General features: G+C 72.5%; 22 protein-coding genes, 1 tRNA gene and 1 pseudogene. 10 read left to right on the top strand and 14 right to left on the bottom strand.

All coding sequences use genetic code 11. From position 1 onward, the window contains the following. Window positions 1-39 precede the first annotated feature (39 nt). Genes ACFY7E_RS20355 through ACFY7E_RS20375 form a run of 5 tightly spaced genes read right to left on the bottom strand, consistent with a single transcriptional unit; the run spans window position 40 to window position 5,242 of the window. A complete protein-coding gene (locus ACFY7E_RS20355; protein WP_389486719.1) occupies window positions 40-444 on the bottom strand; it encodes a hypothetical protein in 405 nt (134 codons plus the stop codon). Further along, the gene (locus tag ACFY7E_RS20360; protein ID WP_389486721.1) at window positions 441-1,154 is read right to left on the bottom strand and encodes a ubiquinol-cytochrome c reductase iron-sulfur subunit; all 714 of its coding nucleotides are present in this window, start codon (window positions 1,152-1,154) and stop codon (window positions 441-443) included. The genes ACFY7E_RS20355 and ACFY7E_RS20360 overlap by 4 nt, the downstream gene beginning before the upstream one ends. Further along, window positions 1,151-1,750 carry a 4Fe-4S dicluster domain-containing protein gene (locus ACFY7E_RS20365; RefSeq protein WP_383318633.1) on the bottom strand — a complete coding sequence of 200 codons (600 nt, stop codon included), beginning with the start codon at window positions 1,748-1,750 and terminating at the stop codon, window positions 1,151-1,153. Before ACFY7E_RS20365 ends, ACFY7E_RS20360 begins: the two co-directional genes overlap by 4 nt. A gap of 7 nt (window positions 1,751-1,757) precedes the next feature. Then, on the bottom strand, window positions 1,758-4,106 hold the full coding sequence (locus ACFY7E_RS20370) for a molybdopterin oxidoreductase family protein (protein WP_389486723.1): 2,349 nt from the start codon (window positions 4,104-4,106) through the stop codon (window positions 1,758-1,760). Beyond that, window positions 4,103-5,242 carry an MFS transporter gene (locus ACFY7E_RS20375; protein WP_389486724.1) on the bottom strand — a complete coding sequence of 380 codons (1,140 nt, stop codon included), beginning with the start codon at window positions 5,240-5,242 and terminating at the stop codon, window positions 4,103-4,105. Before ACFY7E_RS20375 ends, ACFY7E_RS20370 begins: the two co-directional genes overlap by 4 nt. A gap of 338 nt (window positions 5,243-5,580) precedes the next feature. Between ACFY7E_RS20375 and ACFY7E_RS20380 the strand changes: the two genes are divergently transcribed. The 3 genes from ACFY7E_RS20380 (at window position 5,581) to ACFY7E_RS20390 (ending at window position 8,881) form a co-directional block, all read left to right on the top strand. Next, window positions 5,581-6,756, top strand: a complete 1,176-nt coding sequence (locus ACFY7E_RS20380; protein WP_389486726.1) for a low temperature requirement protein A — start codon at window positions 5,581-5,583, stop codon at window positions 6,754-6,756. 33 nt (window positions 6,757-6,789) lie between these two features. Next, window positions 6,790-7,947 carry a P1 family peptidase gene (locus tag ACFY7E_RS20385; protein ID WP_389486728.1) on the top strand — a complete coding sequence of 386 codons (1,158 nt, stop codon included), beginning with the start codon at window positions 6,790-6,792 and terminating at the stop codon, window positions 7,945-7,947. Window positions 7,948-8,086: 139 nt separating this feature from the next. Next, the gene (locus ACFY7E_RS20390; RefSeq protein WP_389486730.1) at window positions 8,087-8,881 is read left to right on the top strand and encodes a DUF6227 family protein; all 795 of its coding nucleotides are present in this window, start codon (window positions 8,087-8,089) and stop codon (window positions 8,879-8,881) included. An 85-nt stretch (window positions 8,882-8,966) separates the two neighbouring features. On the opposite strand, the gene ACFY7E_RS20395 is transcribed toward ACFY7E_RS20390, so the two are convergent. Beyond that, window positions 8,967-10,553: an MFS transporter gene (locus ACFY7E_RS20395; protein ID WP_389486732.1), complete on the bottom strand. Its 1,587-nt coding sequence runs from the start codon at window positions 10,551-10,553 to the stop codon at window positions 8,967-8,969. 63 nt (window positions 10,554-10,616) lie between these two features. Here ACFY7E_RS20395 and ACFY7E_RS20400 point away from each other — a divergent pair, with 63 nt between their 5' ends. Next, window positions 10,617-11,576, top strand: a complete 960-nt coding sequence (locus tag ACFY7E_RS20400) for a helix-turn-helix transcriptional regulator (RefSeq protein ID WP_389486734.1) — start codon at window positions 10,617-10,619, stop codon at window positions 11,574-11,576. Window positions 11,577-11,638: 62 nt separating this feature from the next. Here ACFY7E_RS20400 and ACFY7E_RS20405 read toward each other — a convergent pair whose 3' ends face one another. Then, window positions 11,639-12,664 (bottom strand): RNA polymerase sigma factor RpoD/SigA, encoded by a 1,026-nt coding sequence (locus ACFY7E_RS20405; protein ID WP_389486736.1) that lies wholly within the window; start codon window positions 12,662-12,664, stop codon window positions 11,639-11,641. A 414-nt stretch (window positions 12,665-13,078) separates the two neighbouring features. On the opposite strand from ACFY7E_RS20405, the gene ACFY7E_RS20410 reads away from it, so the two are divergent. After that, window positions 13,079-14,095 (top strand): questin oxidase family protein, encoded by a 1,017-nt coding sequence (locus ACFY7E_RS20410; RefSeq protein ID WP_389486738.1) that lies wholly within the window; start codon window positions 13,079-13,081, stop codon window positions 14,093-14,095. Here the strand turns inward: ACFY7E_RS20410 and ACFY7E_RS20415 are convergent, their stop codons facing one another. Next, the gene (locus tag ACFY7E_RS20415) at window positions 14,096-14,884 is read right to left on the bottom strand and encodes a dioxygenase (protein ID WP_389486740.1); all 789 of its coding nucleotides are present in this window, start codon (window positions 14,882-14,884) and stop codon (window positions 14,096-14,098) included. A 106-nt stretch (window positions 14,885-14,990) separates the two neighbouring features. On the opposite strand from ACFY7E_RS20415, the gene ACFY7E_RS20420 reads away from it, so the two are divergent. Next, the gene (locus ACFY7E_RS20420) at window positions 14,991-15,497 is read left to right on the top strand and encodes a MarR family winged helix-turn-helix transcriptional regulator (protein WP_389486742.1); all 507 of its coding nucleotides are present in this window, start codon (window positions 14,991-14,993) and stop codon (window positions 15,495-15,497) included. Window positions 15,498-15,629: 132 nt separating this feature from the next. Here the strand turns inward: ACFY7E_RS20420 and ACFY7E_RS20425 are convergent, their stop codons facing one another. Both ACFY7E_RS20425 and ACFY7E_RS20430 read right to left on the bottom strand, forming a co-directional pair. Then, complete coding sequence (locus tag ACFY7E_RS20425) at window positions 15,630-17,168, bottom strand: MFS transporter (protein WP_389486744.1); 1,539 nt, start codon at window positions 17,166-17,168, stop codon at window positions 15,630-15,632. A gap of 100 nt (window positions 17,169-17,268) precedes the next feature. Further along, window positions 17,269-17,931, bottom strand: a complete 663-nt coding sequence (locus ACFY7E_RS20430; protein ID WP_389486746.1) for a TetR/AcrR family transcriptional regulator — start codon at window positions 17,929-17,931, stop codon at window positions 17,269-17,271. A 327-nt stretch (window positions 17,932-18,258) separates the two neighbouring features. Here ACFY7E_RS20430 and ACFY7E_RS20435 point away from each other — a divergent pair, with 327 nt between their 5' ends. Next, window positions 18,259-19,530 (top strand): M6 family metalloprotease domain-containing protein, encoded by a 1,272-nt coding sequence (locus tag ACFY7E_RS20435; RefSeq protein WP_389486748.1) that lies wholly within the window; start codon window positions 18,259-18,261, stop codon window positions 19,528-19,530. Here ACFY7E_RS20435 and ACFY7E_RS20440 read toward each other — a convergent pair. After that, entirely contained in the window at window positions 19,517-21,151 is a 1,635-nt protein-coding gene (locus ACFY7E_RS20440; RefSeq protein ID WP_389486750.1) for a class I adenylate-forming enzyme family protein, read from the bottom strand. The two genes, ACFY7E_RS20435 and ACFY7E_RS20440, sit on opposite strands and share 14 nt — an antisense overlap. A 224-nt stretch (window positions 21,152-21,375) precedes the next feature. Here ACFY7E_RS20440 and ACFY7E_RS20445 point away from each other — a divergent pair. Then, window positions 21,376-21,451, top strand: a tRNA-Arg gene (locus ACFY7E_RS20445). Window positions 21,452-21,942: 491 nt separating this feature from the next. After that, entirely contained in the window at window positions 21,943-22,542 is a 600-nt protein-coding gene (locus ACFY7E_RS20450; protein WP_389486752.1) for a hypothetical protein, read from the top strand. A 90-nt stretch (window positions 22,543-22,632) separates the two neighbouring features. Here the strand turns inward: ACFY7E_RS20450 and ACFY7E_RS20455 are convergent, their stop codons facing one another. The 3 genes from ACFY7E_RS20455 to ACFY7E_RS20465 form a co-directional block, all read right to left on the bottom strand. Then, a complete protein-coding gene (locus tag ACFY7E_RS20455) occupies window positions 22,633-22,824 on the bottom strand; it encodes a hypothetical protein (protein ID WP_389486754.1) in 192 nt (63 codons plus the stop codon). Next, window positions 22,821-23,861: a hypothetical protein gene (locus ACFY7E_RS20460; RefSeq protein WP_389486756.1), complete on the bottom strand. Its 1,041-nt coding sequence runs from the start codon at window positions 23,859-23,861 to the stop codon at window positions 22,821-22,823. The genes ACFY7E_RS20455 and ACFY7E_RS20460 overlap by 4 nt, the downstream gene beginning before the upstream one ends. A gap of 168 nt (window positions 23,862-24,029) precedes the next feature. After that, window positions 24,030-24,194: a hypothetical protein gene (locus ACFY7E_RS20465; protein WP_389486758.1), complete on the bottom strand. Its 165-nt coding sequence runs from the start codon at window positions 24,192-24,194 to the stop codon at window positions 24,030-24,032. Window positions 24,195-24,560: 366 nt separating this feature from the next. Here ACFY7E_RS20465 and ACFY7E_RS20470 point away from each other — a divergent pair. Then, window positions 24,561-25,046 (top strand): annotated as a pseudogene (locus tag ACFY7E_RS20470) (transposase); the annotation flags it as partial. Window positions 25,047-25,066: the final 20 nt, after the last annotated feature.

Here is a 25,066-nt window from a genome sequence, read left to right on the forward strand (position 1 = left end):
GACTCACGCGCAGTGGACTCACGCGCGGCGGATTCCCGCTCAGCGGTCCTTCGGGTCGAGCAGCCAGAGGCCGAGCACCACGAGGAACGACAGGACGAGGAAGCCCGCACCCCACCAGGCGGTGCCGGTGTCGCCGGACATCCACTCGTCCACCACGATCGTCAGGCCCCAGAGCTGGCCGACGACGACCGAGAGCGCGAGGACGAGACGGGCGGTCAGCTTCGAGGAGCGCTCGGGCTCCTGCTCCGTGCCGGCGCCCGGTCCCGGCCCGGTGTGCCGGATCCGGGGGTCGCCGTAGCCGCTGGTGGGCCGGACCTGCGGGTAGCGCTCGTGCAGGGGGCGGTTCAGGCGCGGCTGGACACTGCCCGGGGTGTACCCGGGGGGCCGGGGCGGCTCCGCCGGTCCCGGGGCCTCCGGGTCGCGGGGGAAGGCGCTCTCGCTCATGTCCGCTCGCTCCGCTCGCTCCGCTCCGGCACCCGCGCGCCCGTCCCCGTACCCACACCTGCGCCCGTACCCGTACCCCCGCTCTCGGCGGTGGCTCCGGGGCAGCCCAGGCGGGTGGCGAGGTCCGGGCGGTCCGGGCCGAGTTCGCGGCAGAGGCCCTCGCGGGCGCTCTCGCCCGAGCGGGCGGTGCCGACCGCCCAGACGCTGCCGTCGGTCTCCTCGACGAGGAGCACCTTGGGGAGTCCCCGGGGTGGCGGGCCGGCCGTGACCTCTCCCGTGCGCGCGTCGAAGACGCCCTCGTGGCAGGGGCAGTACAGCTCGCCCTCGCTCCCCCGGTCCTTGCGCCAGAGGACGGCGCAGGCGAGGTGGGTGCAGACGGCGGAGTAGCCGGCGAGGGTGCCGTCCTCCAGGCGGACGGCGACCGCGCGGTCGTCGGCGCCGGGGTAGCGGAAGGCGAGGGAGCCGCCGGGCGGGATCCGGTCGGCGATCCTCTTCGGTTCGGGGGCGCCTTCGCTGTCGCCGTGCCGGTGCAGGATGCCGGCGGCGACGCCGATGCCGCCGACGGCGAGGCCGCCGGAGACGGTGGTGACGATCCGCAGGTAGTCGCGCCGGCTGGTGAGGGAGTCGGCGGCGATCCGGTCGTGGAGCGCTTCCTGGGCGGCGTCGGTGCGGGGGCCCGGGGCGGGTGGCTGGGGGTCGGTGACGCTCAACGGACGTCCCTTCCGTTGATCTCCACGACGGGGAGCCCGCCGGGCACCGGCCACTGGACCTTGTCGGCGGGGACGACCATCGCGACCCCGGTGGAGACGGTGGTGGTGCCGAAGGTGAAGGAGTCGGCCACCTGGACGCCGGGGCGTTCGGCCCGCAGTTCGTCGAGGGTGCCGTAGAAGAGGGCGCCGGTGGGGCAGACGGTGGCGCACATGGGGGCGAGGCCGTAGGCGGTGCGGTCGTAGCAGAGGTTGCACTTCAGCTGGAGCTTGGCCTGGAGGTCGATCTTGGGCACGCCGAAGGGGCAGGCGTTGACGCAGTTGGCGCAGCCGATGCAGCGGGTGGTGTCGGCCTGCTGCACGACGCCGTCGGGGGTGACGAGGATCGCGTCGGCGGGGCAGACCTCGGCGCAGGGGGCGACGGGGTCCTCGCAGTGCATGCAGACGGTGGGGAGGGAGGCGACGGAGTGGCCCTCGTCGGGGTAGTCGAGGTGGATCATCGACTTGCCGCGGTGGGAGTCGCATTCACGGCAGGCGGAGACGCAGGCCTGGCAGCCGATGCAGCGGCCGGGGTCGATGAAGATCGTGCGGCCCATCATGTGCGGGTCAGCTCCTCTCGGCGGTGCCGCGGCCCTGGGGGGAGGTGGGGGGCAGCGGGTCGGTGCGGGAGACCTGGGCCTCGGGGTAGGCCGGCCGGCCGGGGGGCGTGGGCGGGGCGGGGACCTCGTCGACGCGTTCGGCGGCCTCGACGCGGGCGGCGCACACCTTGTACTCGGGGATCTTGGAGCGCGGGTCGAGGGCGTCGATCGTGAGGGCGTTGGCCGCGGTGGGGACGGGCCAGTGGTAGGGCACGAAGACGGTGTCGGGGCGGATGGCGTCGGTGACGAGGGCGGGGAAGACCTCGCTGCCGCGGCGGGTGACGACGCGGACGGGGTCGCCGTTGCGGAAGCCGTGGGAGGGGTGGACCTCGACCCAGGGCCGGGGGGTCTGCTCGACGAGTCCGGCGAGGCGGCGGGTCTGGTTGCCGGAGAGGAAGTGGGCGACGGTGCGGCCGGTGGTGAGCGAGAGGGGGAACTCCTCGCTGTACGGGTCCATGGGCGGGTGCCACTCGACGGCCTGGAGGTGGATCATGCCGTCGGGGTGGTAGGAGCGGCCGTCCTCGAAGAGGCGGGGGGTGCCGGGATGGTCGGTGGTGGGGCAGGGCCAGGCGATGCCGCCGGTCTCCTCCAGGCGCTCGTACGTGATGCCGTAGTAGTCGTTGACGGTTCCGGCGGAGGCGACGCGGAGCTCCTCGAAGACGGAGCGGGAGTCGGGGAAGTCGAACTTGTCGCCGGCGCCGAGGCGGCGGGCGAGTTCGCACATGACCCAGGTGTCGGTGCGGACGCCGGCGGGGGGTTCCTGGGCCTTGTTGTGCTTGACGACGCGGGCCTCGGCGTTGGCCATGACGCCCTCGTCCTCGGCCCAGACGGTGACGGGGAGGACGACGTGGGCGTTGGCGGCGGTCTCGGAGAGGAAGAAGTCGAACTGGGCGTGGAACTGGAGGGTGTCGTAGCCGTTCTTGACGGTGGCGTAGTTCGGGAGGGAGACGAAGGGGTTGTTGCAGACGCCGATGAGGCCGCGGATCTCCTCGCGCTGCATCTGCCAGACCATCTCCATCATGGAGGTTCCGGCGGAGGGGAGTTCGGTCTCGTCGATGCCCCAGATCTCGCAGATCTGGCGGCGGTGCTCGGGGTTGGTGATGGAGCGCCCGCCGGGCAGGAGGTCGGACTTCTGGCCGTGCTCGCGGCCGCCCTGGCCGTTGCCCTGGCCGGTGATGGTGCCGTATCCGGCGCCGGGCTTTCCGATGTTGCCGGTGGCGACGCAGAGGTTGATGACGGTGAGGCAGTTCTCGACGCCCTGGGAGTGGTGTTCGATGCCCCGGGCGTGCCAGGCCATGGCCCGGCCGGCGCCGGCGAACATGCGCGCCACCTGGACGATCTGCTCCTCGGGGACGCCGCAGATCCGCGCGGCGCGGGACGGCGGGTAGTCGGCGACGGTCCGCTTCACCTCGTCCCAGCCGGTGGCGTGGGCGGCGAGGTGGGCCTCGTCGGTGAGGCCCTCGGCGACGACGACGTTCAGGACGGCGTTGAAGAAGGCGGCGTCGGTGCCGGGCTTGAGGGCGACGTGGACGTCGGCGGTGCGGGCGATCGCGGTCTCGCGGGGGTCGATCACGATCAGGGTGGCGCCCCGGTCGCGGGCTCCCCACACGTACTGGGTCATGACGGGGAAGCACTCGCCGACGTTGGAGCCGGCGATGAGGAGGCAGTCGGTGAGGAGGATGTCGGAGAAGGGGTTGCCGGCGCGGTCGATGCCGAAGGCGAGCTTGTTGGCCCCGGCGGCGGAGACCATGCAGAGGCGTCCGTTGTAGTCGACGTGCTTGGTCTTGAGGGCGACCCGGGCGAACTTGCCGACGAGGTAGGTCTTCTCGGAGAAGAGGCTGGCGCCGCCGAGGAGGCCGAAGGCGTCGTCGCCGTACTCGGCCTGGATGCGGCGGATCTCGGCGACGGTGTGGTCGAGGGCCTCGTCCCAGCTCACCTCGCGGAACTCCTCGTCGCGGTTGCGGCGCATGAGGGGCGCGGTGAGCCGGTCGGGGTGGTTGACCTGCTGGTAGGCGTTGATGCCCTTGGGGCAGAGCCGCATCCGGTTGATGTCGTGGTTGCGGGGTTCGACGCCGAAGACCCTGCCGTGGTGGTCGACGCGCAGGTACATGCCGCACTGCACGCCGCAGAAGCAGCAGTGGGTGGGGACGAGGGTCTCCGCGTTCTGGTCGGCGTGCCAGCGGTCGGCGGGGATGCCCCCGGCGTCGCGGAAGGCGCGGGAGCCGGGCGGGGCGAGCGAGGGGTCGAGCGACGGGGGCCGCCGGGGCGCGGCACCGGGAAGGGCGCCGGGGGCGGCCGCGGGGTCGGTGGCGCTCACTTGAAGCCCTTCTTCACGTGGTCGAGGTAGGCGGTGCCGCGCAGGACGCGCTTGCAGCGGGGGCAGTACTCGGTCCAGTCGTCGAAGCCGAGGTCGAGGTCGCGCATGGTGCCCCGGAGGTTCTCCACGTACGGGGCGGTGTCGATGGGCTGTCCGCAGCGGCGGCAGGCGAAGACCTCGCCCCCCTCGTCCTCGCGGCGGGAGGTGTACTTGAAGAGCTGCATGCCGACGGCGGCGGGCCGCTGCACGATGTGGAAGAACTTCCCGAAGGGGATGTAGATCAGGGTGAAGACGACGGACACCATGTGGAGGACGGCGAGGAACTGGTAGCCGCCGCCGTGCAGGAAGATCGACGAGAAGGTCAGCAGCAGCCCGGTCACGGAGATGACGATCAGGGCGAGCAGGGGCACCAGGTCGTAGGCGAAGCGCTGGCCGGTGACGGCGCCCCGGTCCTTCATGCGGCGCCAGAGGAAGTAGCCGGCGCCGGGGATGACGAGGACGGCGGCGATGTCGAGACCGTGGAACATGAGCCAGCCGACGATGTTCAGGGAGTCGAAGCCGAGGATCTCGAAGCCCCAGATCCGCATCTCGTAGCCGGGTCCCGAGCCGGTGGAGGAGGTGAAGGTGAACCAGCCCCAGGTGAGCGGGAAGGTGATCGCGGCGGCGAGCAGGCAGCCCCAGAAGACGAGCTGGTGGGCGGCCCAGCGGGCGTGGGAGCGGGCGCCGAGGAACTTCTGGAAGCCGAGGTAGGTGGCGATCATCCTCGGCAGGGCGGTGGGCGCGGCGCGGAAGTTCGCGACGGAGAAGAAGGAGCCCCAGCCCTTGCGGAAGAGTCGGCGGGCGCCGGGGGCGGAGATCCAGACGGTGTAGCGGTAGGCGACGCCGAAGGCGAGGAAGACGGTGGCGACGGCGTAGGGCAGGAGCGCCGAGTCGAAGTCGCGGAGCAGGCGACTGCCGAGGACGATCGCGACGACGAGCAGGGCGGAGACGACCGCGCCGACCAGGGAGGCGCAGCGGCGTACGGCACCGGGGCTCTGCGGCGGGGGGCCGGCCGCGGCCGGGTCGGCGGCGCCGGGGGCGGGGGCGGGCCCGCCCGGCGGAGGGGTCGGCTCGGCGGTCTGCGGTGGCTCGGTCACGCGGCCACGGTAAGGCCGAATGGTCCGTTTCACCCCTTTTGGTGGGGCGGTGCGGTGCGGACGTCGCTCGGACGGCGTTCAGGCGGCGGGGACGGGGGACCGCCGGGGCGGGACGGGGACCGGGAGCTGGGTCACCGGGCCGAGGGCAGGAGGCCGGGTCCCGGATGACCGGACCAGGGACAGGAGGCCAGGCCCCGGGTCGTCGAGCCGGGAACAAGAGGCCAGGCCCCGGGCCACCGGGCCGGGAACAGGACGCCAGGCCCCGGGACCGCCGGGCCCCGGTCGTCGTCACGCGTGGCTCGTGGCCGAAAGGGACCGGTCCCTGGTGTGCTGTGCTCATGACCAGACCCTTCCTGCCGCTCACGTCCCGCTCCCGCAAGGAGTCCCACCGGGCCGCCACGCCCCTGGAGCTCTTCTTCGACCTGTGTTTCGTCGTCGCCGTCGCCCAGGCCGGCGCCGAGCTCGTCCACGCGGTCGCCGAGGGGCACGCCGGCACGGGCATCGCGAACTACGCGATGGTCTTCTTCGCGATCTGGTGGGCCTGGATGAACTTCACCTGGTTCGCCTCCGCGTACGACAACGACGACGTCCTCTACCGGGTCGTCACCCTCGTGCAGATCGCCGGCGTCCTGATCCTCGCCGCCGGCGTCTCGCGGGCCTTCGAGGAGCACGACTTCCTCGTCGTCTACCTCGGCTACGTCGTGATGCGGCTCGCCCTCGTCTTCCAGTGGCTGCGCGCCGCCCGCCACGCGACCGACCCGGCCGAGCGGACGATGTGCCGCCGGTACGCGGGCGGGGTCCTCCTCTGCCAGGTCGGCTGGCTCGGCCTGGTCCTCGCGCCCGAGCCCGCCCGCCCGTGGGTCTTCCTCGTCATGGCGCTGGCCGAACTGGCCGTGCCGCTGTACGCGGAGCGGGCCGTCACCAGCGCCTGGCACGCGCACCACATCGCCGAGCGGTACGGCCTGTTCACCCTCATCGTCCTCGGCGAGACCGTCGCCGCCGCGACCGTCGCCGTGAAGTCCGGCATCGTCGAGAACGACGCCCTGGACGAGCTGCTGCCGATCGCCGCCGGCGGTCTGCTCCTCGTCTTCGCCGCCTGGTGGGTCTACTTCGTCGTGCCCGCCCACGACCGGCTGACCTCCGGCCGCCAGGCCTTCCTGTGGGGGTACGGGCACTACGTGATCCTCATGTCGGCCGCCGCCATCGGGGCGGGCCTGGAGATCGCCGTCGAGCAGGCCGTGGGCGAGGCCCACCTCTCCACGCTCGCCGCCTCCGCCGCCGTGACGATCCCGTCGGCCCTCTTCCTGCTCCTCGTGTGGCTGCTGCACGCCCGCTACTTCAAGGTCGGCACCGCCCAGCAGCTCGTCCTGCCGGTCGCGGCGCTCGCGATCCTGATGTGCTCCTTCGCGGGCCGCTGGGCCGTCCTCGCGGCCGGTCTCGTCGCGGCGGCGGCCGTCACGACCGGCGTCACCCTGACCGCCCGGAACCCGGCGACGCGGGGCGCCGGGGCCTGACCTCCGCGCCGGGCCGCGTGGTAGGCAGGGCGCATGACGGAGCCCGGGAAGACGGCGGACGGCCAGGACGGAATCACCGACGCACAGGACGGGACCACCGACGCACAGGACGGGACCACCGACGCACGGGACGGGACCACCGACGCACGGGACGGGATCACCGATGTGGGCGGGCTGCGCGTGGGCCACGCGCGCGTGGCCGGGCCGGGGGCGCTGAGCGGCACCACGGTGGTGCTCGCCCCGGAGGGCGGCGCGGTCGCCGCCGTGGACGTACGGGGCGGGGGGCCTGGCACGCGGGAGACGGACGCCCTGGACCCGAGGAACGTGGTGGAGCGGATCGACGCGGTCGTCCTGACCGGCGGCAGCGCGTACGGCCTCGACTCCGCCTCGGGCGTGACGGTCTGGCTGGCGGAGCGGCACCGGGGCGTCCGGGTCGGCCCCGACCCGTCCCACGTGGTGCCGGTGGTGCCCGCCGCGTGCGTCTTCGACCTGGGCCGGGGCGGCGACTTCACCGCCCGGCCGGACGCGGCGACGGGGCGGGCGGCGGTGGAGGCGGCCCACGCGGGCGGCGACCACGCGCGCGTGGGGACGGGCGCGGTCGGCGCGGGCACGGGGGCCGTGGTCGGCGGCCTGCGGGGCGGCGTCGGGACGGCGAGCGCGGTCCTGGCGTCGGGGATCACGGTCGGGGCACTGGTGGTGGTGAACGCGGTGGGTTCGGCCGTGGACCCGACGACGGGCGTCCCGTACGGCGCCTACTTCGAGGACGGCCGGCCCGCCTTCCCCGACCCCGAGGTCCACGGGGCGGCGCTGCGGCGGCTCGCGGAGGCGCGGGCGACGGCCGCCCCACCCCCGCTGAACACCACGCTCGCCGTGGTCGCGACGGACGCGGCGCTGACCCGCGCACAGGCGCGGAAGGTGGCGGGCACGGCGCACGACGGCATCGCGCGCGCCGTGCGGCCGGTGCACCTGATGAACGACGGGGACACGGTCTTCGCCCTCGCCACCGGGGCCCGGGAGCTGCCGGAGGGTCCGCTCGCCCTGAACGAGGTCCTGGCGGCGGGCGCGGACCTGGTGACCCGGGCGATCGTCCGCGCGCTGCTCGCGGCCCCCGGCGGACTGCGCGGCCCCGGCGGGGACTTCCCCTCGTACCGCGAGCTGTACGGGTCGCAGGCGGACCCGTACTCCCGGTAAGAGGAGGGGAGTTGGGGGGAAACGGTGGGAACTTCCGCCGTGGACCCTTCGTTTTGCCGGAACATTGGACACGATGTCAGACCCAGGGACTACGTTAAGCAAGCATCAAGTGACATGCGGCGACGGCCTGGAGATCCCCTTGAACGATCCGCAGGATCACCCCGATCCGTACGAGACGACCGAGGCGCACGTCGAACGGCTCCTCGGCCGGGCGCTCAACTCCTTCGACCTGCCCGACTCGACCGTCGAGCGCCTCTCCACGGCGCTCGCGCACTCCAGCGCGCTGCACTCCTCGCACCACAGCGCGTCGCTGCACCGCACGACCCACCGCCACACCTATCTGCTCGCCGACGGCAGCGCCCTCAGCCTGTGGGAGCTGGTGCACGACGCCGGCCGGGGCGGCGCCGAGCGGCACGAGCTGTACGCGGAGGAGGCGGAGGCCCGGCTCGCCGCCTCCCGCCTGTCCTCCGGGCCGTCGACGGGCCGGACCGCCGGGCAGTCCGGACACTCCGGGCACGCCGAGGGGCGCGTCCTCGACGAGGACGACGACTTCGAGCTGCTGAGCGCCCTGCTCGCCCGCCCGATACCCGTCCAGCCCCGGATGTACGTGCCGGACAACTCCGCCGACCACGCGCGCCGCGTCCTGCGCCGCGCGGAGAACGCGGACCGGCCGGGCGGGGCGACGGCCCGCCGCCTCCGGCTCGCCTTCGCGCACCACATCACGCAGGCCTTCGGCCGCCACTGCCCCGTGGGAGGCGGCCGGGACGCCGGTTTCACCCTCTACGAGCACCAGTTCCTGCTGCTCGACGGCAGCGAGGTCAGCCTCTGGGAGGTGGAGCACACGGCGACCCCCGACGGGCGCCACATGTGCGAGGTGTACGAGGACGAGGACACGGCCCGCAGGGCGATGGACGCCCGCGCCCGGGTGCGCTGACCCCCGGCCCGTACGACCGGGCGCGCGGAAGGGCCCCCGCCCCGGAAGACCGTTCCGGAGCGAGGGCCCTTCTCCGGGGCCGTGCTCAGTGCGTGAGCGCCGGCTCCTTCTCGACGCCGGGCGCCGGGGCGGGCTCGTCGCCGCCGCCCTCCAGGTGCTGCTTCGGCTTCGCGGGCAGCGCGAACATCACCAGGAAGATCACGGCGAGCACGCCCGCCACCCAGCCCATGGCGTTCTGGAAGGCGTCCGTGAAGGCCGCGCCCGTCTCCGCCGGGGCCTTGGCGAGGCGCTCGTCGTCGATGACGCCGAAGAAGACCACCGACACCAGGCCGAGGCCGAGCGCGTTGCCCATCTGGGTGGTCGTGTTGATCAGGCCCGAGGCCGAACCGGCGTGCTCGCGCGGCACCTCGGAGAGGACCGCGTCCGTCAGCGGCGCCACGATCAGGCCCATGCCGAGACCCATGACGACCAGCGGCGGGATCATCTGCCAGGACGCGATCCCCGTCCCGTACCGGCCCGCCTCGAAGAGGTAGAGCAGGACGCCCGCCGTCATCGTCAGGGCCCCCGCCTGGAGCACCTTGCGGCCGAAGCGCGGCACCAGCTTCTGCACCGAGAGGCCGGCGGCCACCGAGACCGCGATCGAGAACGGCACGCCGGTGAGGCCCGCCCGCAGCGCGCTCCAGCCGAGCCCGATCTGCATGTAGAGCGTCCAGACCAGGAAGAAGATGCCCATCACGACGCCGAAGGTGAGCTGGACCGCGATGCCGGCCGCGAAGCTCTTCACCTTGAACAGGGACAGCTCGACGAGCGGCGAACCGTCCTTGCGCGTCTTGTACTTCTCGTACGCGACGAGGGCGCCGAAGACGGGCAGGCTGCCGGCCATCATCAGGTGGCCCCACAGCGGCCAGTCCAGTTCGCGGCCGCGCGTCAGCGGGTAGATCAGCATGAGGAGCGCGGCCGTCACCAGGAGCACGCCGACCAGGTCGAGCCGGAGCGCCTTCGGCGCCTTGGACTCGGTGATGAACTTCCGGCCCAGGAGCAGGCCCGCGACGCCGACCGGCAGGTTGATGAGGAAGATCGGGCGCCACTCCAGGCCCGCGATGTTCCACTGCGTGAGCAGGGCGCCGAGCAGCGGCCCGGAGACCGCGCCCAGGCCGACGATCGCGCCGAAGAGACCGAACACCTTGCCGCGCTCGTGGGCGGGGAAGGTGGCGTGGACGATCGACAGGACCTGCGGCACCATCATCGCGGCCGCCGCGCCCTGGAGGAGGCGGGAGCCGACCAGCATCTCCTGGTTGGCGGCGAGGCCGCAGAGCGCCGAGGCGAGCGTGAAGCCGGCGGTGCCGAGGAGGAAGAGGCGCTTGCGGCCGTAGATGTCGCCGAGCCGCCCGCCGGTGATCAGCCCGGCGGCGAACGCGAGCGCGTACCCGGCGGTGATCCACTGGATGGCCCCGAAGGAGGCGCCGAGGTCCCGCTCGATGCTGGGGATCGCGATGTTGACGATCGTGGCGTCGACCAGGTCCATGAAGGCGGCGGTCATGACGATGGCGAGGGCGATCCAGCGCCGCTTGTCGCCGGGGTCGGTACCGGGGTCGGAGACGGGACCGGTGGCGGGGCGGGCGCCGGGCCCGGCCGGGTTCGCCGCGTCCGTGACGGCGTCGTGTGAACTCATACGAAGAAAGATAGGAGTCATCTAGGTCAGGTGGTGTCCTAGATCGGCCGCATCCTGGACGGCATGACGGACACCCCGGCACGACTCCTGAATCTGCTCTCGCTCCTCCAGACCCCGCGCGAGTGGCCCGGAAGCGAACTCGCCGAGCGCCTCTCGGTCTCCCCGCGCACCATCCGCCGTGACATCGACCGGCTCCGTGACCTCGGCTATCCGGTCGAGGCGACCCTGGGCGCGGAGGGCGGCTACCGCCTCGTCGCCGGTACGGCCCTGCCGCCGCTGCTCCTCGACGACGAGGAGGCCGTCGCCATCGCGGTCGGCCTGCGCGCCGGGGCCGGGCACGCCATCGAGGGCGTCGAGGAGGCGTCCGTACGGGCCCTGGCGAAGCTGGAGCAGGTGCTTCCCGCCCGGCTGCGGCACCGGGTCTCCACCCTCCAGAACGCGACGATCCCGCTGACCAGGGGCGACGGCGCCACGGTCGCGCCCGCCACCCTGACCGCGCTCGCGGGCGCGGTCACCGGGCGGGAGAAGCTGCGCTTCGGCTACCGGGCGGGCGACGGCGCCGAGACGAAGCGCCTGGTCGAGCCCTGCCGGCTGGTCTCCACCGGGTACCGCTGGTACCTCGTCGCGTACGACCTGGGGCGCGAGGACTGGCGCACCTTCCGGGTCGACCGGGTCAGCGACCCGCTGGCCACCGGGGCCCGCTTCACCCCGCGCGAGCTGCCGGCGGGCGACGCGGCGCAGATGCTCACCCGCTCGATGGCCCGGTCGCAGCCGGAGCTGGACCTGGACGTCTCCTTCGAGGCCCCGGCCGACTTCGTGACGGCCCGGCTCCCGTCCCACCTGGTCCCGGCCGCGACGGGCCCCGCCGCCTGCCGCCTGCGCGCCCGCGCCGCCGACTCGGTCGAGTGGCTGGCGCTCCGCCTGGCCCTGGTCGACGCCCCCTTCACCGTCCACGGCCCGGAACCCCTGCGGGCGTACGTGGAGGACCTGGCGGGACGCCTGGCGGCGTCGGTGCGGGGATAGACACGGCGGCCGGGGCCCGGGGACGCAACCGTCCCCGGGCCCCGGCCGATCGCGGAAAAGCTCTAGGCCACCGCGTCGAAGCCCGTGTCGCGGGCCATCTTCTTCAGCTCCAGGAGCGCGTGCTTCTCGATCTGGCGGATCCGCTCGCGGGTCAGGCCGTGCTCCTTGCCGACCTCCGTCAGCGTCCGCTCGCGCCCGTCCTCGATGCCGTACCGCATGCGGATGATCGAGGCCGTGCGGTGGTCCAGCTTGTCGATGAGGTCGTCCAGCTCCTCGCTGCGCAGCAGCGTGAGCACCGACTGCTCGGGCGAGATCGCGGAGGTGTCCTCCAACAGGTCGCCGAACTGGGTCTCGCCCTCGTCGTCCACCGACATGTTCAGCGAGACGGGGTCGCGCGCCCAGTCCATGACGTCCACGACCCGCTCGGGCGTGGAGCCCAGCTCGGTGGCGATCTCCGCGGGCTCGGGCTCGCGCCCGTGCTCCCGGTTGAACTCGCGCTGCACGCGCCGGATCCGGCCGAGCTCCTCCACCAGGTGGACGGGGAGCCGGATGGTGCGGGACTGGTCGGCGATGGAGCGGGTGATGGCCTGCCGGATCCACCACGTGGCGTACGTGGAGAACTTGAAGCCCTTCGCGTAGTCGAACTTCTCGACCGCGCGCACCAGGCCCGCGTTCCCCTCCTGGATCAGGTCGAGCAGGGGGAGCCCGCTGCGCGGGTAGCGCCGGGCGACGGCCACCACGAGCCGCAGGTTGGACTTGATGAAGAGGTCCTTGGCACGCTCGCCCTCGGCGACCAGCGCTTCGAGCTCCTCGCGGGACGCGCCGCCCGCCTCGGTCTCCCCCGCCGCGGTAGCGGTTGATGTCACAGCGCCGTCGAGGATCTGCCGGGCGTAGACCCCGGCCTCGATCGTCTGGGAGAGCTCGACCTCCTTGGCGGCGTCGAGCAGGGGCGTGCGCGCGATCTCGTCGAGGTACATGCCGACCAGGTCGCGGTCGGCGATCTCCCCGCCCACGGCGCGAACGCTGCTCGCCCGCTGTGCCCCGCTGCGGGCGGAGGTCTGACGGCGGGCGACGGCACGGGTTGCCATGCGTGCTCCCTTGCTGAGTAGGTCACGACACCCTTTCGGGTGCCCTGCATCCGACGGAAACAACGACTGGAATCAGGACAGAATTCCCACCCGGCACATGGATTTTCGCGATCATGCAGTATCCTGCGCGGCTTCCGCCCCTGCGGACATGCCGTGGAGACCTGCGGAGGCGCAGGTCAGGCCGGACGCGGGGGGTGGAGCGGCGCCTCTCGCGGGGCCCTCGACCGCACTGTCGGTGAGACCGCGATCACATGCGGCGCCACCCCTTCAGACGCGGGGCGGGGGCGGGTGGTTGCCCGGCCGGGAAGCGGGGCCCGGGCGCGGCGCGCCGGACGGGACCTAGGTCTCCGGAGCCCCCCGACCTAGGCCCCGCGCCCGTTCCGCCGTCCTCCTCCCCCGCCCTACCGTCGGTCCATGACCGACACCACCGGCACCCTGGACGAGGCCCTCGAACGGCTCCACGCCTCCGGGCCCGAGCGCGACGGCCGGCTCAGCAACCACGCCCCGATGGCCGTCGAGGCGCTGGTCCGCCACGGGCAGGCCGCCGCCGTGCACCGCTGGCTGGATCACTACGCGGACAAGCTGGAGGAGCCGCCGCCCCCGTACGCCCCCGTCACGGCGGACGGCTGGCGCGAGGCGCTCGGCGACCCGGCCCGGAGCACCGACTGGACCCGGTTCTTCGCCCGGGAGCTCGCGGAGCACCCCTGGCGGGCGGTCCTGGCCGAGTGGTGGGCCCGACTGCTCCCCGGGATCGCGGCCGGGGCGACGCACCCGGTGATCCGCACGGGCCACGCCGTACGGACCCTGCTGGCGTCCCCCGAAGGCGCGACGGCCCCACGCCTGGCCGAGCTGGCGCACGCCCTCGGCTACTGGGCGGCCCGCCACCAGCCGCTCCCGCCGCTCGCCCCGCTGGCCGCCGCGCCGACGGCGGCGGCCGCGCTCGACGCCGTACCGCCGGTCCCGGAGCAGGACGGTGGGATCCGGCACCGGCTCGCGCAGCTCACGGCCTTCCCCGTGTGGGGCGACGCGCCGGACCCGGACACGGCGAAGGCGCGGCTCACGGAGCTGGTGGCGGCGGCGGCGCACCGGTACGCGACCCACGGCTACGGCGAACCGGTGATGCTGGTGCACGCGGCGACCGCGCCGAACGCGGTCCTGCGCGCCCTGCCCGCGCTCCCCCGCGCGCTGTGGGCGCCGAGCCTGTCGGCGGCCTGGGCGGCGTCGGCCGCGGTGACCGCCGCGTACACCCCGGTGGAGGCCGCCCCGTACGAGGCGACCTCCCTGACCCCCGAGGAGGTCTTCGCGCGGGCGGCGGCGCACGGCGACGACCACACGATCAAGTTCACGGACACGGCGCTCGACGTGGGCGGTCCGCTCGCGCTCGCGGCCGCCGTCCGCTCGGTCGAGCTGAACGCGCCCGCGTTCCGCTGACTAGCCGAACTGCACGGACCGCTTGGCCAGGCCCATCCAGAAGCCGTCGATGACCGACCGCTCCGTGTCCAGGTCCCCGGCCGCGTCCGCCGCGCCCAGGGTGACGAAGAGGGGGGCGAAGTGTTCGGTACGGGGATGGGCGAGGCGCCCGGCGGGCGACGCGTGCGCGAAGTCGAGCAGGGCGTCGACGTCCCGCGCGGCGAGGGCCTCGTGGCCCCAGGCGTCGAACTCGGCGGACCAGCCGGGCACGCCGCCCCCGGGGTGCCGGAGCGCGGCCAGGTTGTGGGTGAAGAAGCCGCTGCCGACGATCAGGACGCCCTCGTCGCGCAGCGGGGCGAGCCGGCGCCCGACGTCCATGAGGCGGCGCGGGTCGAGGGTGGGCAGGGAGATCTGGAGCACGGGGACGTCGGCGTCCGGGAACATCTCGACGAGCGGCACGTACGCGCCGTGGTCGAGCCCCCGGTCCGGGATGTCCTGCACGGGCGTGCCGGGGGCGCGGAGCAGCTTGCGGACGCTCTCGGCGAGCGCGGGCGCGCCGGGGGCCGCGTACGCGACCCGGTAGTAGTGCTCGGGAAAGCCCCAGAAGTCGTGCACGAGGGGGACGGTCTCGGTGGCGCCGAGGGCGAGCGGGGCCTCCTCCCAGTGGGCGGAGACCATGAGGATCGCCCTCGGGCGCGGGAGGCCGGCGGACCAGGCGGCCAGCTCGCCGGGCCAGACGGGGTCGTCGGCGAGCGGCGGGGCCCCGTGGGACAGGTAGAGGGCGGGCATCCGTGCCTGCACGGGGTCCATGGCGGCCACCTCCGGCTTCCTTCGCGAACCAATGTTCTTGAAACTTCAAGCTCACTGGACAGCAGCATAGGCCGAATTAGTTCAACATTCAAGAACGAGTCGTACGATGGGAACCATGGGAGACATGACCGAACCGCGCTGGCTCACCGACGGGGAACACCACGTCTGGCGCGCCTACCTCCACGCCACCACGCTCCTGGAGGACCATCTCGACCGCCAGTTGCAGCGCGACGCCGGGATGCCGCACCTCTACTACGGTCTGCTCGTCCAGCTCTCCCAGGCGCCCCGGCGCCGCATGCGGATGACCGAACTCGCCAAGGACGTCAAGATCACCCGCTCCCGGCTCTCCCACGCCGTGGCCCGCCTGGAGAAGAACGGCTGGGTGCGGCGCGAGAACTGCGCCTCCGACCGGCGCGGCCAGTTCGCCCGGCTCACGGACGAGGGCATGGAGGTCCTCCGGCGGAACGCGCCCGGCCACGTGGCGGCCGTGCGCCAGGCCCTGTTCGACCGGCTCTCGGCGGAGCAGGTGAAGCAGCTCGGCGAGATCATGCGGGTGATGGCCGAGGGCCTCGAACCGACGGACCCGGACGCGGACCTGCCCTGGCTCCGCTGAGACCGACCGATCCGGACGCGGACCTGCCCCGGCTCCGCCGAGACCGACCGACCCGGATGCGGACCTGCCCCGGCTCCGCCGAGTACGCACGTACACGCGGGGCCGGGGCAGTGACGCGGGGGTTTCCGGCGGTCAGTGGGCGACGACCGGGATCCTCACCTCGTCGTCCACGTCCGTGCCGGACCCGGCGACCACGCCGCTCCCCGGCTTCCCGGTGTTGATGAACGCGAAGGCGATCGCGGCCGAGACGGCCAGGATGCCGACCGCCCACCAGATGGCCGCCGCGTACCCCTCGACCATGCCCTGGAGCTGGAGCAGCTTCCGGGCGGCCGGGGTGGTGGCGCCGGCCGCGTGGCCGGTCAGGTAGGCGGTGGTGGCCGAGGCCGCGATCGTGTTCAGGAGGGCGGTGCCGATGGCGCCGCCGACCTGCTGCGAGGTGTTGACCATCGCGGAGGCCACACCGGCGTCGCGCGGGTCCACGCCGTGCGTCGCGAGCGACATCGCCGGCATGAACGCGGTGCCCATGCCCAGGCCGAGCAGCAGCTGCGCGGGCAGGATCAGACCGGCGTACGAGGTGCCGATCTCCAGCTGCGTCAGGAGCAGCATGCCGACGGCGGCGGTCAGGAAGCCCGGGGCCATCAGCAGGCGCGGCGGGACGCGGGTCATCAGGCGCGCGCCGATCTGGGTCGAGCCCGTGATCATCCCCACGATCATCGGGAGGAACGCGAAGCCCGTCCTGACCGGCGAGTACCCCTTCACGACCTGGAGGTAGTACGTCAGGAAGAGGAACAGGCCGAACATCGCGATGACGGCGAGGCCGAGCGACAGGTAGACGCCGCCGCGGTTGCGGTCGGCCAGGACGCGCAGCGGGAGCAGCGGGGACTTCACGCGCGCCTCGGTGGCCACGAAGGCCAGGAGCAGCACGGCGGAGCCGACGAAGAGGCCGATCGTGCCGGCGTCGCTCCAGCCCTCGGACTCGGCGCGGGTGAAGCCGTACACGAGGGCGACCAGGCCCAGGGTGGACAGGATGACGCCGGGGACGTCGAGCGGGGAGCGGTTGCGGCCGTCCGCCGGCTCGCGGACGACGAGGTACGCGCCGACGGCGGCGACCACGGCGAACGGGATGTTGACGAAGAAGGTCCAGCGCCAGTTCAGGTACTCGGTGAGGAAGCCGCCGAGGATCAGGCCCACGGCGCCGCCGCCACCGGCGATCGCGCCGTAGATGCCGAAGGCCTTGGCGCGCTCCTTGGCGTCGGTGAAGGTCACGGCGAGCAGCGAGAGCGCGGCGGGCGCGAGGAGCGCGCCGAAGGCGCCCTGGAGCGCGCGGGCGCCGAGCATCATGGCCTCGCCGGTCGCGGCCCCGCCGAGCGCGGAGGCGGCGGCGAAGCCGGCCAGGCCGACGATGAAGGTGCGCTTGCGGCCCCACAGGTCGGCGATGCGGCCGCCGAAGAGGAGCAGTCCGCCGAAGGCGAGGGCGTAGGCGGTGATGACCCACTGCCGGTTGCCGTCCGAGATCCCGAGGTCCTGCTGGGCGGAGGGCAGGGCGATGTTCACGATCGTCGCGTCGAGGACGACCATCAGCTGGGCGAGGGCGATGAAGACGAGGGCCTTCCAGCGCCCGGGGTCGGGCACGAGCGCGGCGCGCGCGGGGTTGTCGGCGATTTTCGGCATGGGTGGAGCCACCTCTTGGTGCGTACTGACGGAAAAGGGACGTAAGTCTGTGCGGGCGCCCGGGCAGGAGGGCGGCCCGTGACGGGGGCCTACGGAAGGGTCACGACGGGCAGGAGTCGCGTCTCAGGTCCTCCAGGGTGACGGCCGCCCCGGGCAGCTCGGAGCGGGCGGGCGCCTCCAGGCCGTCGAGGAACAGCTGCAGGTGGCGGCGCACGAAGGGGGTGAAGGCGGCGCAGGCGGTGCCCGGCAGCGGGCGGGTGAGCTGGGAGACCGCCACCATCAGGTCGCCGACGCCGACGTCGGCGCGGAGCCGGCCGGCCCGCTGCGCCCGGTCGACGAGGTCCTGGACGACCTCTTCGAGCCGGCCGCGCTCGGCCACCAGGTCGGGGTGGTCCTGGTCGAAGCCGCCGTCGAGCATCGGGCAGAGGGCGCCGACGCGCTCGTCGGCGGCGCCGTGGACGAAGCGCCGGAGGGCGGCGAAGGTGTCGTCCTCCTCGGCGGCGGCCCGCTCGGCGAGCTCGGTGACGCGGGCCAGGAGCGAGAGGACGACCTCGCGGACGAGGTCGTCGCGTTCGGGGAAGTTCCGGTAGAGCGTGGCGTTCCCGACGCCGGCGCGGCGGGCGATCTCGTCGTACGGCACCTGGGCGCCGAACTCGACGAACATCTCGCGGGCCGCCGTCACGATCCGCTCGCGGTTGCGCAGGGCGTCGGCCCGCGGCCGGGGTGCGCGGCGGGCGGGCGCGGCGCCGGTGTCACTGGTCACGTCACGTCCTCCTCGGAACTACGGGATCACGGGGTCATGGGATCCACGGGGCCCGTCGGGCTACGACGGGTTCCGCTGGTCGAGCCCATCCGGGGAAAGGTTCCCCACTTCTCTCGACACAGGCGTAAACGGGGACACGCTCCCCGGTTATTTCCGGCCAGTTCTGTGACCCCGGTCACATACGCCTCGTTTCACGGAATACCCACGATCGGGCCACCCGGCGCGCGCGCCCGGACCGTCCGTCCCAGGCTGATCGCACAGCGCGGATCCCGCCCGCACGCGGAGACGGATCCGTCCGCCGACCTGCCCCCACCGGAGAGGCGACGCATGCAGCACCCCCGCCGACGGATACGCAGACCCGTCGCCCTGGCGGCGACCACGACGCTCTCCCTGACCCTGCTCGCCTCCGCCAGCACCACCCTCCCCGAGCCCGTACGGGCCTCGGCGGGGCCGGTGGCCGCCGCGTCGAGCAGCGCGCAGCTGGCGCCGTGCCGCATCGCCACGACGCTGGGCGTGCAGATGTCGGAGGGACTGCCCACCGCCCCGGGGTACGTGCGCTCCACGGGTCTCGTCAGGGCCCTCAACCTGATGGTCGACTTCCCGGACGCCGTCGGTGACGGCACGGCGATGAGCCGCTTCCGCGAGTTCTTCCCGCAGACGGCCGACTGGTTCCGCGTCAGCTCGTACGGCCGCCTGCACTACCGGGCCGAGGCCCCGATACCCGACTGGCTGCGGATGCCCCGGGCGTTCTCCGCGTACGGGATCGAGCGCGGCTCCCCGTACGAGCCGGGCTACCGCTCCCTGGTCGAGGACATCGTGAAGGCGGCCGACGAGCGCGTGGACTTCAGTGCGTACGACCTGGTCAACGTCCTGGTGACGCCGAACGCCGGGCCCTCGGCCCTCGACACCGTCCTGTCCGTGACCTTCTCCGGCAACGACGACGCCCCGTACGCCGACGGCGTGCCGCTCGCCAACACGTCCTTCGTCTACAGCCGCCAGGACGACGGCTCCGGCAGCTTCGCGGAGACCGGCTACCGGGTCCTGCCGCACGAGAACGGGCACGTCTTCGGCCTGCCCGACCTCTACACCGCCGACGGCGGCGGCTCCGTCGGGCACTGGGACATCATGTCCGAGGACTGGGGGGCCAACAACGACCTGCTCGCCTGGCACAAGTGGAAGCTGGGCTGGCTCGACAACGAGCAGGTGAGCTGCGCCTCGGCCACCGGCACCACCGAGTACGCCCTCACCCCGCTCGCCGACCCCGGCGGTCACAAACTCGCCTTCGTCCCCCTCTCCGGCACCTCCGGGTACGCGATCGAGGTCCGCGGCCCGGGCGGCAACGACGAGGCCGTGTGCGACACGGGCGTCCTCGTCTACCGGGTCGAGTCCGACGTCGACACCGGCCACGGCCCGGTGACCGTCGCCGACAGCGAGCGGGCGAGCGGCGGCTGCACGCGCCGCGCCAACGTCCACGCGGAGCTGTCGGACGCGCCGTACGGTCCGGGCGAGAGCTTCACGGACCGTGCGAACGGCATCCGGATCACGGTCCTGGGCGAGGAGGCGGACGGCACGTACCGCATCCGCGTCACCCGGAACTGACCGCCTCCCTGCCTTCGAACAGCCCCCGCAGCTCCCGCTTGAGGATCTTCCCGGTCGCGTTCCGGGGCAGCTCCTCCTCCCGTACGAGGACGCGGGCGGGCACCTTGAAGGCGGCGAGGCGCCCGCCGGCGTGGGCCCGCAGCGCCTCCGCGTCCGGTGCGGCCCCGGGACGCAGCCGCACGACGGCCACGACCTCCTCGCCGAGGAGCGGGTGGGGGACGCCGAGGACGGCGGCGTCGAGGACGTCCGGGTGCGCGTGCAGGGCGGCCTCGACCTCGACGCAGTACACGTTCTCGCCGCCTCGGATCACCATGTCGGTGAGCCGGTCGACGACGGCGACCCGCCCGTCCGCGTCGATCCGGGCGAGGTCCCCGGTCCGGAACCAGCCGTCGTCGGTGAAGGCGGCCCGGGTGGCGGCCTCGTCCCCCCAGTACCCCCGGACCAGGGACTGCCCGCGCAGCCACAGCTCCCCCGTGCCGTCCGCGTCGGGCCGGTCGATCCGCACCTCGGTGACGGGCGAGGGCCGGCCGGCGGCGCCGGGGTGGGCGCGGTACTCGGCGCCGAAGTGCGCCAGGACCCCGCCGCAGGTCTCGGTGAGCCCGTAGCCGTTGCGGGGCTCGACGCGCTCCCCGTACGCCTCCGCGAGCCCGGCGACGATCCCGGGCGGGGCGGGGGCGCCGCCGGTGCTGAGCAGGGTGAGGCTCTCCAGCGGGTCGCCGTCGCTCCGGGCGCGGTCGAGGAGCTGGAGCGCGGTGGTGGGCACCCCGGCGTAGTGGGTGACGCGGTGCTCCCGGATCAGCCGGAGTGCCTCCCCGGCGTCCCACCTCCGCATCGTCACGAGGGTCCCGCCGGCCGCCATGACGCCGTAGAACGAGGTGAAGGCGGCGACGTGGAAGAAGGGGAACGTGGTCAGGGACACGGGCGCGGGCCCGGTGCCGGGCACGTCCCCGCGCGCGAGGGCCGCGGCGGCGGCGAAGTACCGGGGGTTCATGGCGGCCCCGGCCTGCGCGAGGTGGGTGGCGACGGCACCCTTGGGGCGGCCGGTGGTGCCGGAGGTGTAGACGATCGTGGAGTCGTGCTCGGGAAGCACGTCGACGGGGGGCGGCCCGAGGTACGGATCGCGGTCGGGCACGTGGGCGTCGAACCCCTCCTCGCCGGCCCCGCGGAAGACGATCCCGGGCACCCGCCGCTCACGGGCCCACGCCCGCACCCGTCCGACCCGCTCCCCGTCGACGAGCAGCACGCGGGGCGCGCAGTCGTCGAGCGCGTACGCGAACTCGGCCTCGGTCCACCAGGCGTTGAGGGGTACGGCGACGAGCCCGGCGAGCTGGGCGGCCCAGAAGGCGACCTGCCACTCGGGCAGGTTCCGCATGGCGACGACGACCCGGTCCCCGGGCACGAGCCCGTACTCCCCGAGCAACCGCCGGGCGAGCCCGCAGGCCTCGTCGAAGAACTCCCGATACCCCGTCCGCACTCCCTCGTGCACGAGGAACGTCCGCTCCCCGTACCCCCAGGTCACCTCCACGAACTCCCGCAGGGTCCGGGGCCCGCTCGCGTACACCCCGCCCTCGACGGCGAAGGGCGCCCCGTCGGCCGTCAGCCTCTCGACCCCACCACCCACCGGCCCACCTCCCACACACTCACCCCGCCGAACGGCCGACGCTAGGCGCCCCCGCTCCGGGAGGTCAACCGGGAACGACACCCCGGGGCCCCCCGTCCCACCCCACGGACCCGACCTCCCACCCACACCCACCCGAAGGGGTGCGACCTCCACAAGCCCCATCCGCTACGCTGTCAGCGGTCGGTCGACCTCCGGGCCCAGCCCGGAAGACACGACGACTCCCCGCCTTCGTAGCTCAGGGGATAGAGCACCGCTCTCCTAAAGCGGGTGTCGCAGGTTCGAATCCTGCCGGGGGCACCATGCGGTACCGCTCCGACCTGGGGTTCATCCCCAGGGAGGGGTTCATTCGGCCTCGGACTCGTCGTCCGGGGCTGTTCGCCTGAACGGTGCGGGAGCGGACGACGAGTTGTTCTTCCGAACATCGCCCGCCGGATCAGCACCGTCCGGCACGGACCCTTCCGCCCGGTCTCGCTCGGGCGCCAGTGCGGGAGCGATGTTCCCGAAGGTCGTGCGGGCGCGGTACGAGCCGGGCTGCGGCCTCGGCGATCGCCAGGCCCGTCTCGGTAAACAGACTCGTGTACATGTCGGCCGTGATGGTGATCAAGGAGTGGCCGAGCACCTTGGACAAGCGGCGAATCCGTTGAGAGCCCAGACAGCTCCCAGCGAACGTCCGACGGGTCCGAGCCACCTCGGTCAGGCCCGTGATAAGTCTTCCTCCGGCGAGCCCGCCGCTGTTGTCAGTGCCTGCTGTCAGGCTCAGCGTCGCCCTGCATCGCCGTGTGGAGGACAACATGAGTGCCGATCTCGGTCCGCTGGTCATCACGCGCCGCAGTGGCGCAGAGCCCATACGGGCCAGCGGTGAAACGGTGGGAAGGCTGGGTGACTTTTGGAGCTGGGCGTGTTCTGACCTGGCCAACAACACCATGCGGGGTGTTCTGGCTGAGTACCTCGTGGCCACAGCGCTCGACGCCACCACTGGCACCCGCGCCGAATGGGACACCGTGGATATCCGTACGCCCGAAAAGTGGCGCGTCGAGGTGAAGTCAGCGGCGTACCTGCAGTCATGGGCGCAGTCACAGCCGTCGGAGATCTCGTTCTCCATCAGGCCGGCCTCCGGCTGGGACGCCCAGACCGGCACAGCCTCTGCCGACGTACTGCGGCGCTCAGACGTGTACGTCTTCTGCCTGCTGCACCACCGGGACAAGCAGACCCTCGAACCCCTGAACCTCGACCAGTGGACCTTTTACGTTCTGGCCACTCAGGTCCTGGACGAACAGTGCCCGACCCAGAAAACCATCAGGCTCTCCAGCCTCCAGCGCCTCAGCCCGCTGAAGACCGACTTCACCGGTCTGCCGAAGGCAGTCGCCACGTGCGCCGAAGGCACGCAATAGCCCCAGGGCACGGGCTCCGTCCGCGCGATGAGCCTTGTCGACGGCGTTCTTCAGATGGGCATCGACAAGGCCACCTCGGCTCGCCGGCGATCAGTCGCCTCCGTCGCGCGGCAGGTCCTGTCGGCTCGGCGGCCTGTCCTCTGCCCGCAGGCTCTGCCGAATTTCACGCCAGGCGTGGATGACCTCTGCTGTCTTCGCCAAGACATCGCGGGCCTGCGACAGCAACAGGCTCAAGGCACCCGACAGAGCCAGGATCAGCAGGGCAAGGCTGTCCCAGTTCATCGGGCTCCGCCCTTCCGGACGGCCGGGCCACTGGCCTGGGCGGTTCGGCGGGGCAGCACTCTGTCGAGCCAGTCTCGATTGGCGTTGAGGTCTTCCAGCCTCCGCCGAACATCGTCGCCGTAGACAGTGTCCCCCCACCTGAAGCGGATCTGCATCACCCCTCGCACGCCGGGGCTCTGGTGCTCCAGGTAGAACGTGCACTGATAGCCGCGTGCCGTCCCCTGCAGACTGCAGTCGCAGTAGCGGCGCCTGATCCTCAGTGGCAGACCCCAGATATCGTCCATAAGGCGGTCGAGAAACGCGTCGTGTTCGAGGGATGCGTCGCGATGCGTATCCAGCTCGAAGATCCACTCGTCCCCGGTGATCCAGGCGCGAGTCGAGTAAGCGGTGCTGAAGTTCTGAAAGATCGCGATGCGGCGAAGGAGTTCTGAGCCGAGCCACGCCAGATCCCGATCCGTTTGCGTGAGTGAGGCGAACTGATGCTCGTCCTCCAGCTCGTAGGGCGACGGCCCGGTTACACCCCACAAGGGCACGAGACCGCCCTCTTCCAGGTCGCGCCTTCGTTGTGCGAGCAAGGGACGCCAGCGGGTACCCGGGGCTCCCCTCAGGACCAATCGACTTTCGGTGCCGACCAATTCGAGATGAAGATCCGCGTTGCGTACTGCAACGACACGCAGCCGCATCACACCACTGACCTGGACGCCGGGTTCTGCAGACGGAAGCAGATGCGCCAGCGCATAGTCGGCCATCGGGAACTTCCGGCCGGGGCGGGACCCACTGTGACTGTCGAGGACCACCACGGATTGTCCAGGCGTCAGACGCATGCCGGCGATTCCGACCGGATGTGCCCACCACTCCCCTCCGCGGCCAAGTTCCTTCATCACCTGAGCTTCGAGGAGTGCTTGTCCGCCGCGAGCGTCCGGAAGCAATGGAGCATGGCGATGGGCTCGAAGGGCTTCCGACGCGTATTGGAACGGCTCCCCGGAGTAGCAGCTTCGGGTGCGGGCAAGGCGGGTGAGGCGACCACCGGCGGCCATGGTGCGATCCGTCCTCGAGCGCTGCCGCCCCTGAACACTCGAAAACTGATCGGTACGCCCGAGTTTGGGCGCGCAAGAGCAGGTTTCAACCACGACAGGTGCAGCGCTGGCTTCTTCGTCCCTCTGTTGGCACTGCGGGCGGGGCAGCGCAGTGCCGGAACAGGCCGCCTATCCGGCCCGTCCGGCGATGCTGCCGTAAATCTCTGTACGTCGCAACCTGCTCGACGGGCTCGGGAAGGTGATGACGACCAGTTCCTCGAAGATGGCCCACGGGAGCCGGGCGGAGGCGGCGCACTGGCCGCTGACGAGCTTGCCGAGCAGTGCCGGTGACACGCCGCGGGGCCTCGCAACGGCGCTATGCGCTCCATGACCTCCATACGTCGACACGTTCGGAACCCCAGCGGAAAGTAGCTGTCATCGGGGTTACTACTGGGGGTCGCCCGGCCGTGCCGGGCTGCCATCCGCTCCAATGACAGGTGTTGCTACGAGCGAGCCCGCGGCGGCAAGCCTCAGCTGTTCGGTGTATGGCCGAGCTCCCGGCAACTGGACTCCCGACCGGCCTGACGTGCGTGCGCGATGCGTGAGCAGCCGGTCCATGTGGCTGATCTCCTCACACTGCATGTCTTGGACGACGTGCGTGCAGATGTCCGTGGTGATGCTGATCTGACTGTGTCCGAGGATCTCCATCACAACGCGGGGCAGAACCCCGACCGTGAACCGCGTCCGCGCCGCCGCGCGGCCTGCACCCGCCCGCCCGGGGTCCGGCACCTGGTTGCCGTCTACGACCTGCGCAAGGACCAGCTCTACGGGCACATCGAGAAGACAAAGAACAGGTCGAAGTTCCTGGAGTTCTGTCGCTACCTGCGCTCGCCCCATCCGGTCAGCACGCGCATCGCGATCATCTGCGACGACTGCTCACCCCATCCGACGACCAAATGATGCCAGCGGGTCGGGACCCGGGCCGCGGCGAACAACGTCGAGATCGCCTACACCCCCACCAACAGCTCATGGCTCGACCGGATCGAGGCCCGGTTCACCGCCCTGCGCTACTTCACCCTCGACGGGACCGACCACCCCAGCCACAAGGCCCAGGACGGCATGATCCGCCTCTACATCATCTGGCGGAACAAGCACGCCGCCGACAAGCGCCTCAGAGCCCTGGTGAGCAGGGTGAACGCAGCCTGACCGATCACGGCGACGACGGC

The sequence above is a fragment of the Streptomyces sp. NPDC012825 genome (genome assembly GCF_042900925.1).
GTDB lineage: Bacteria > Actinomycetota > Actinomycetes > Streptomycetales > Streptomycetaceae > Streptomyces.

Bases quoted from the DNA above. Each gene is read 5' to 3' on its own strand.
- ACFY7E_RS20410 (WP_389486738.1), top strand. From the start codon at position 13,079: ATGACCGACACCACCGGCACCCTGGACGAGGCCCTCGAACGGCTCCAC.
- ACFY7E_RS20385 (WP_389486728.1), top strand. From the start codon at position 6,790: ATGACGGAGCCCGGGAAGACGGCGGACGGCCAGGACGGAATCACCGAC.
- ACFY7E_RS20355 (WP_389486719.1), bottom strand. From the start codon at position 444: ATGAGCGAGAGCGCCTTCCCCCGCGACCCGGAGGCCCCGGGACCGGCG.
- ACFY7E_RS20450 (WP_389486752.1), top strand. From the start codon at position 21,943: ATGAGTGCCGATCTCGGTCCGCTGGTCATCACGCGCCGCAGTGGCGCA.
- ACFY7E_RS20400 (WP_389486734.1), top strand. From the start codon at position 10,617: ATGACGGACACCCCGGCACGACTCCTGAATCTGCTCTCGCTCCTCCAG.
- ACFY7E_RS20395 (WP_389486732.1), bottom strand. From the start codon at position 10,553: ATGAGTTCACACGACGCCGTCACGGACGCGGCGAACCCGGCCGGGCCC.
- ACFY7E_RS20405 (WP_389486736.1), bottom strand. From the start codon at position 12,664: ATGGCAACCCGTGCCGTCGCCCGCCGTCAGACCTCCGCCCGCAGCGGG.
- ACFY7E_RS20415 (WP_389486740.1), bottom strand. From the start codon at position 14,884: ATGGACCCCGTGCAGGCACGGATGCCCGCCCTCTACCTGTCCCACGGG.
- ACFY7E_RS20460 (WP_389486756.1), bottom strand. From the start codon at position 23,861: ATGGCCGCCGGTGGTCGCCTCACCCGCCTTGCCCGCACCCGAAGCTGC.
- ACFY7E_RS20425 (WP_389486744.1), bottom strand. From the start codon at position 17,168: ATGCCGAAAATCGCCGACAACCCCGCGCGCGCCGCGCTCGTGCCCGAC.
- ACFY7E_RS20435 (WP_389486748.1), top strand. From the start codon at position 18,259: ATGCAGCACCCCCGCCGACGGATACGCAGACCCGTCGCCCTGGCGGCG.
- ACFY7E_RS20365 (WP_383318633.1), bottom strand. From the start codon at position 1,750: ATGATGGGCCGCACGATCTTCATCGACCCCGGCCGCTGCATCGGCTGC.
- ACFY7E_RS20455 (WP_389486754.1), bottom strand. From the start codon at position 22,824: ATGAACTGGGACAGCCTTGCCCTGCTGATCCTGGCTCTGTCGGGTGCC.
- ACFY7E_RS20420 (WP_389486742.1), top strand. From the start codon at position 14,991: ATGGGAACCATGGGAGACATGACCGAACCGCGCTGGCTCACCGACGGG.
- ACFY7E_RS20380 (WP_389486726.1), top strand. From the start codon at position 5,581: ATGACCAGACCCTTCCTGCCGCTCACGTCCCGCTCCCGCAAGGAGTCC.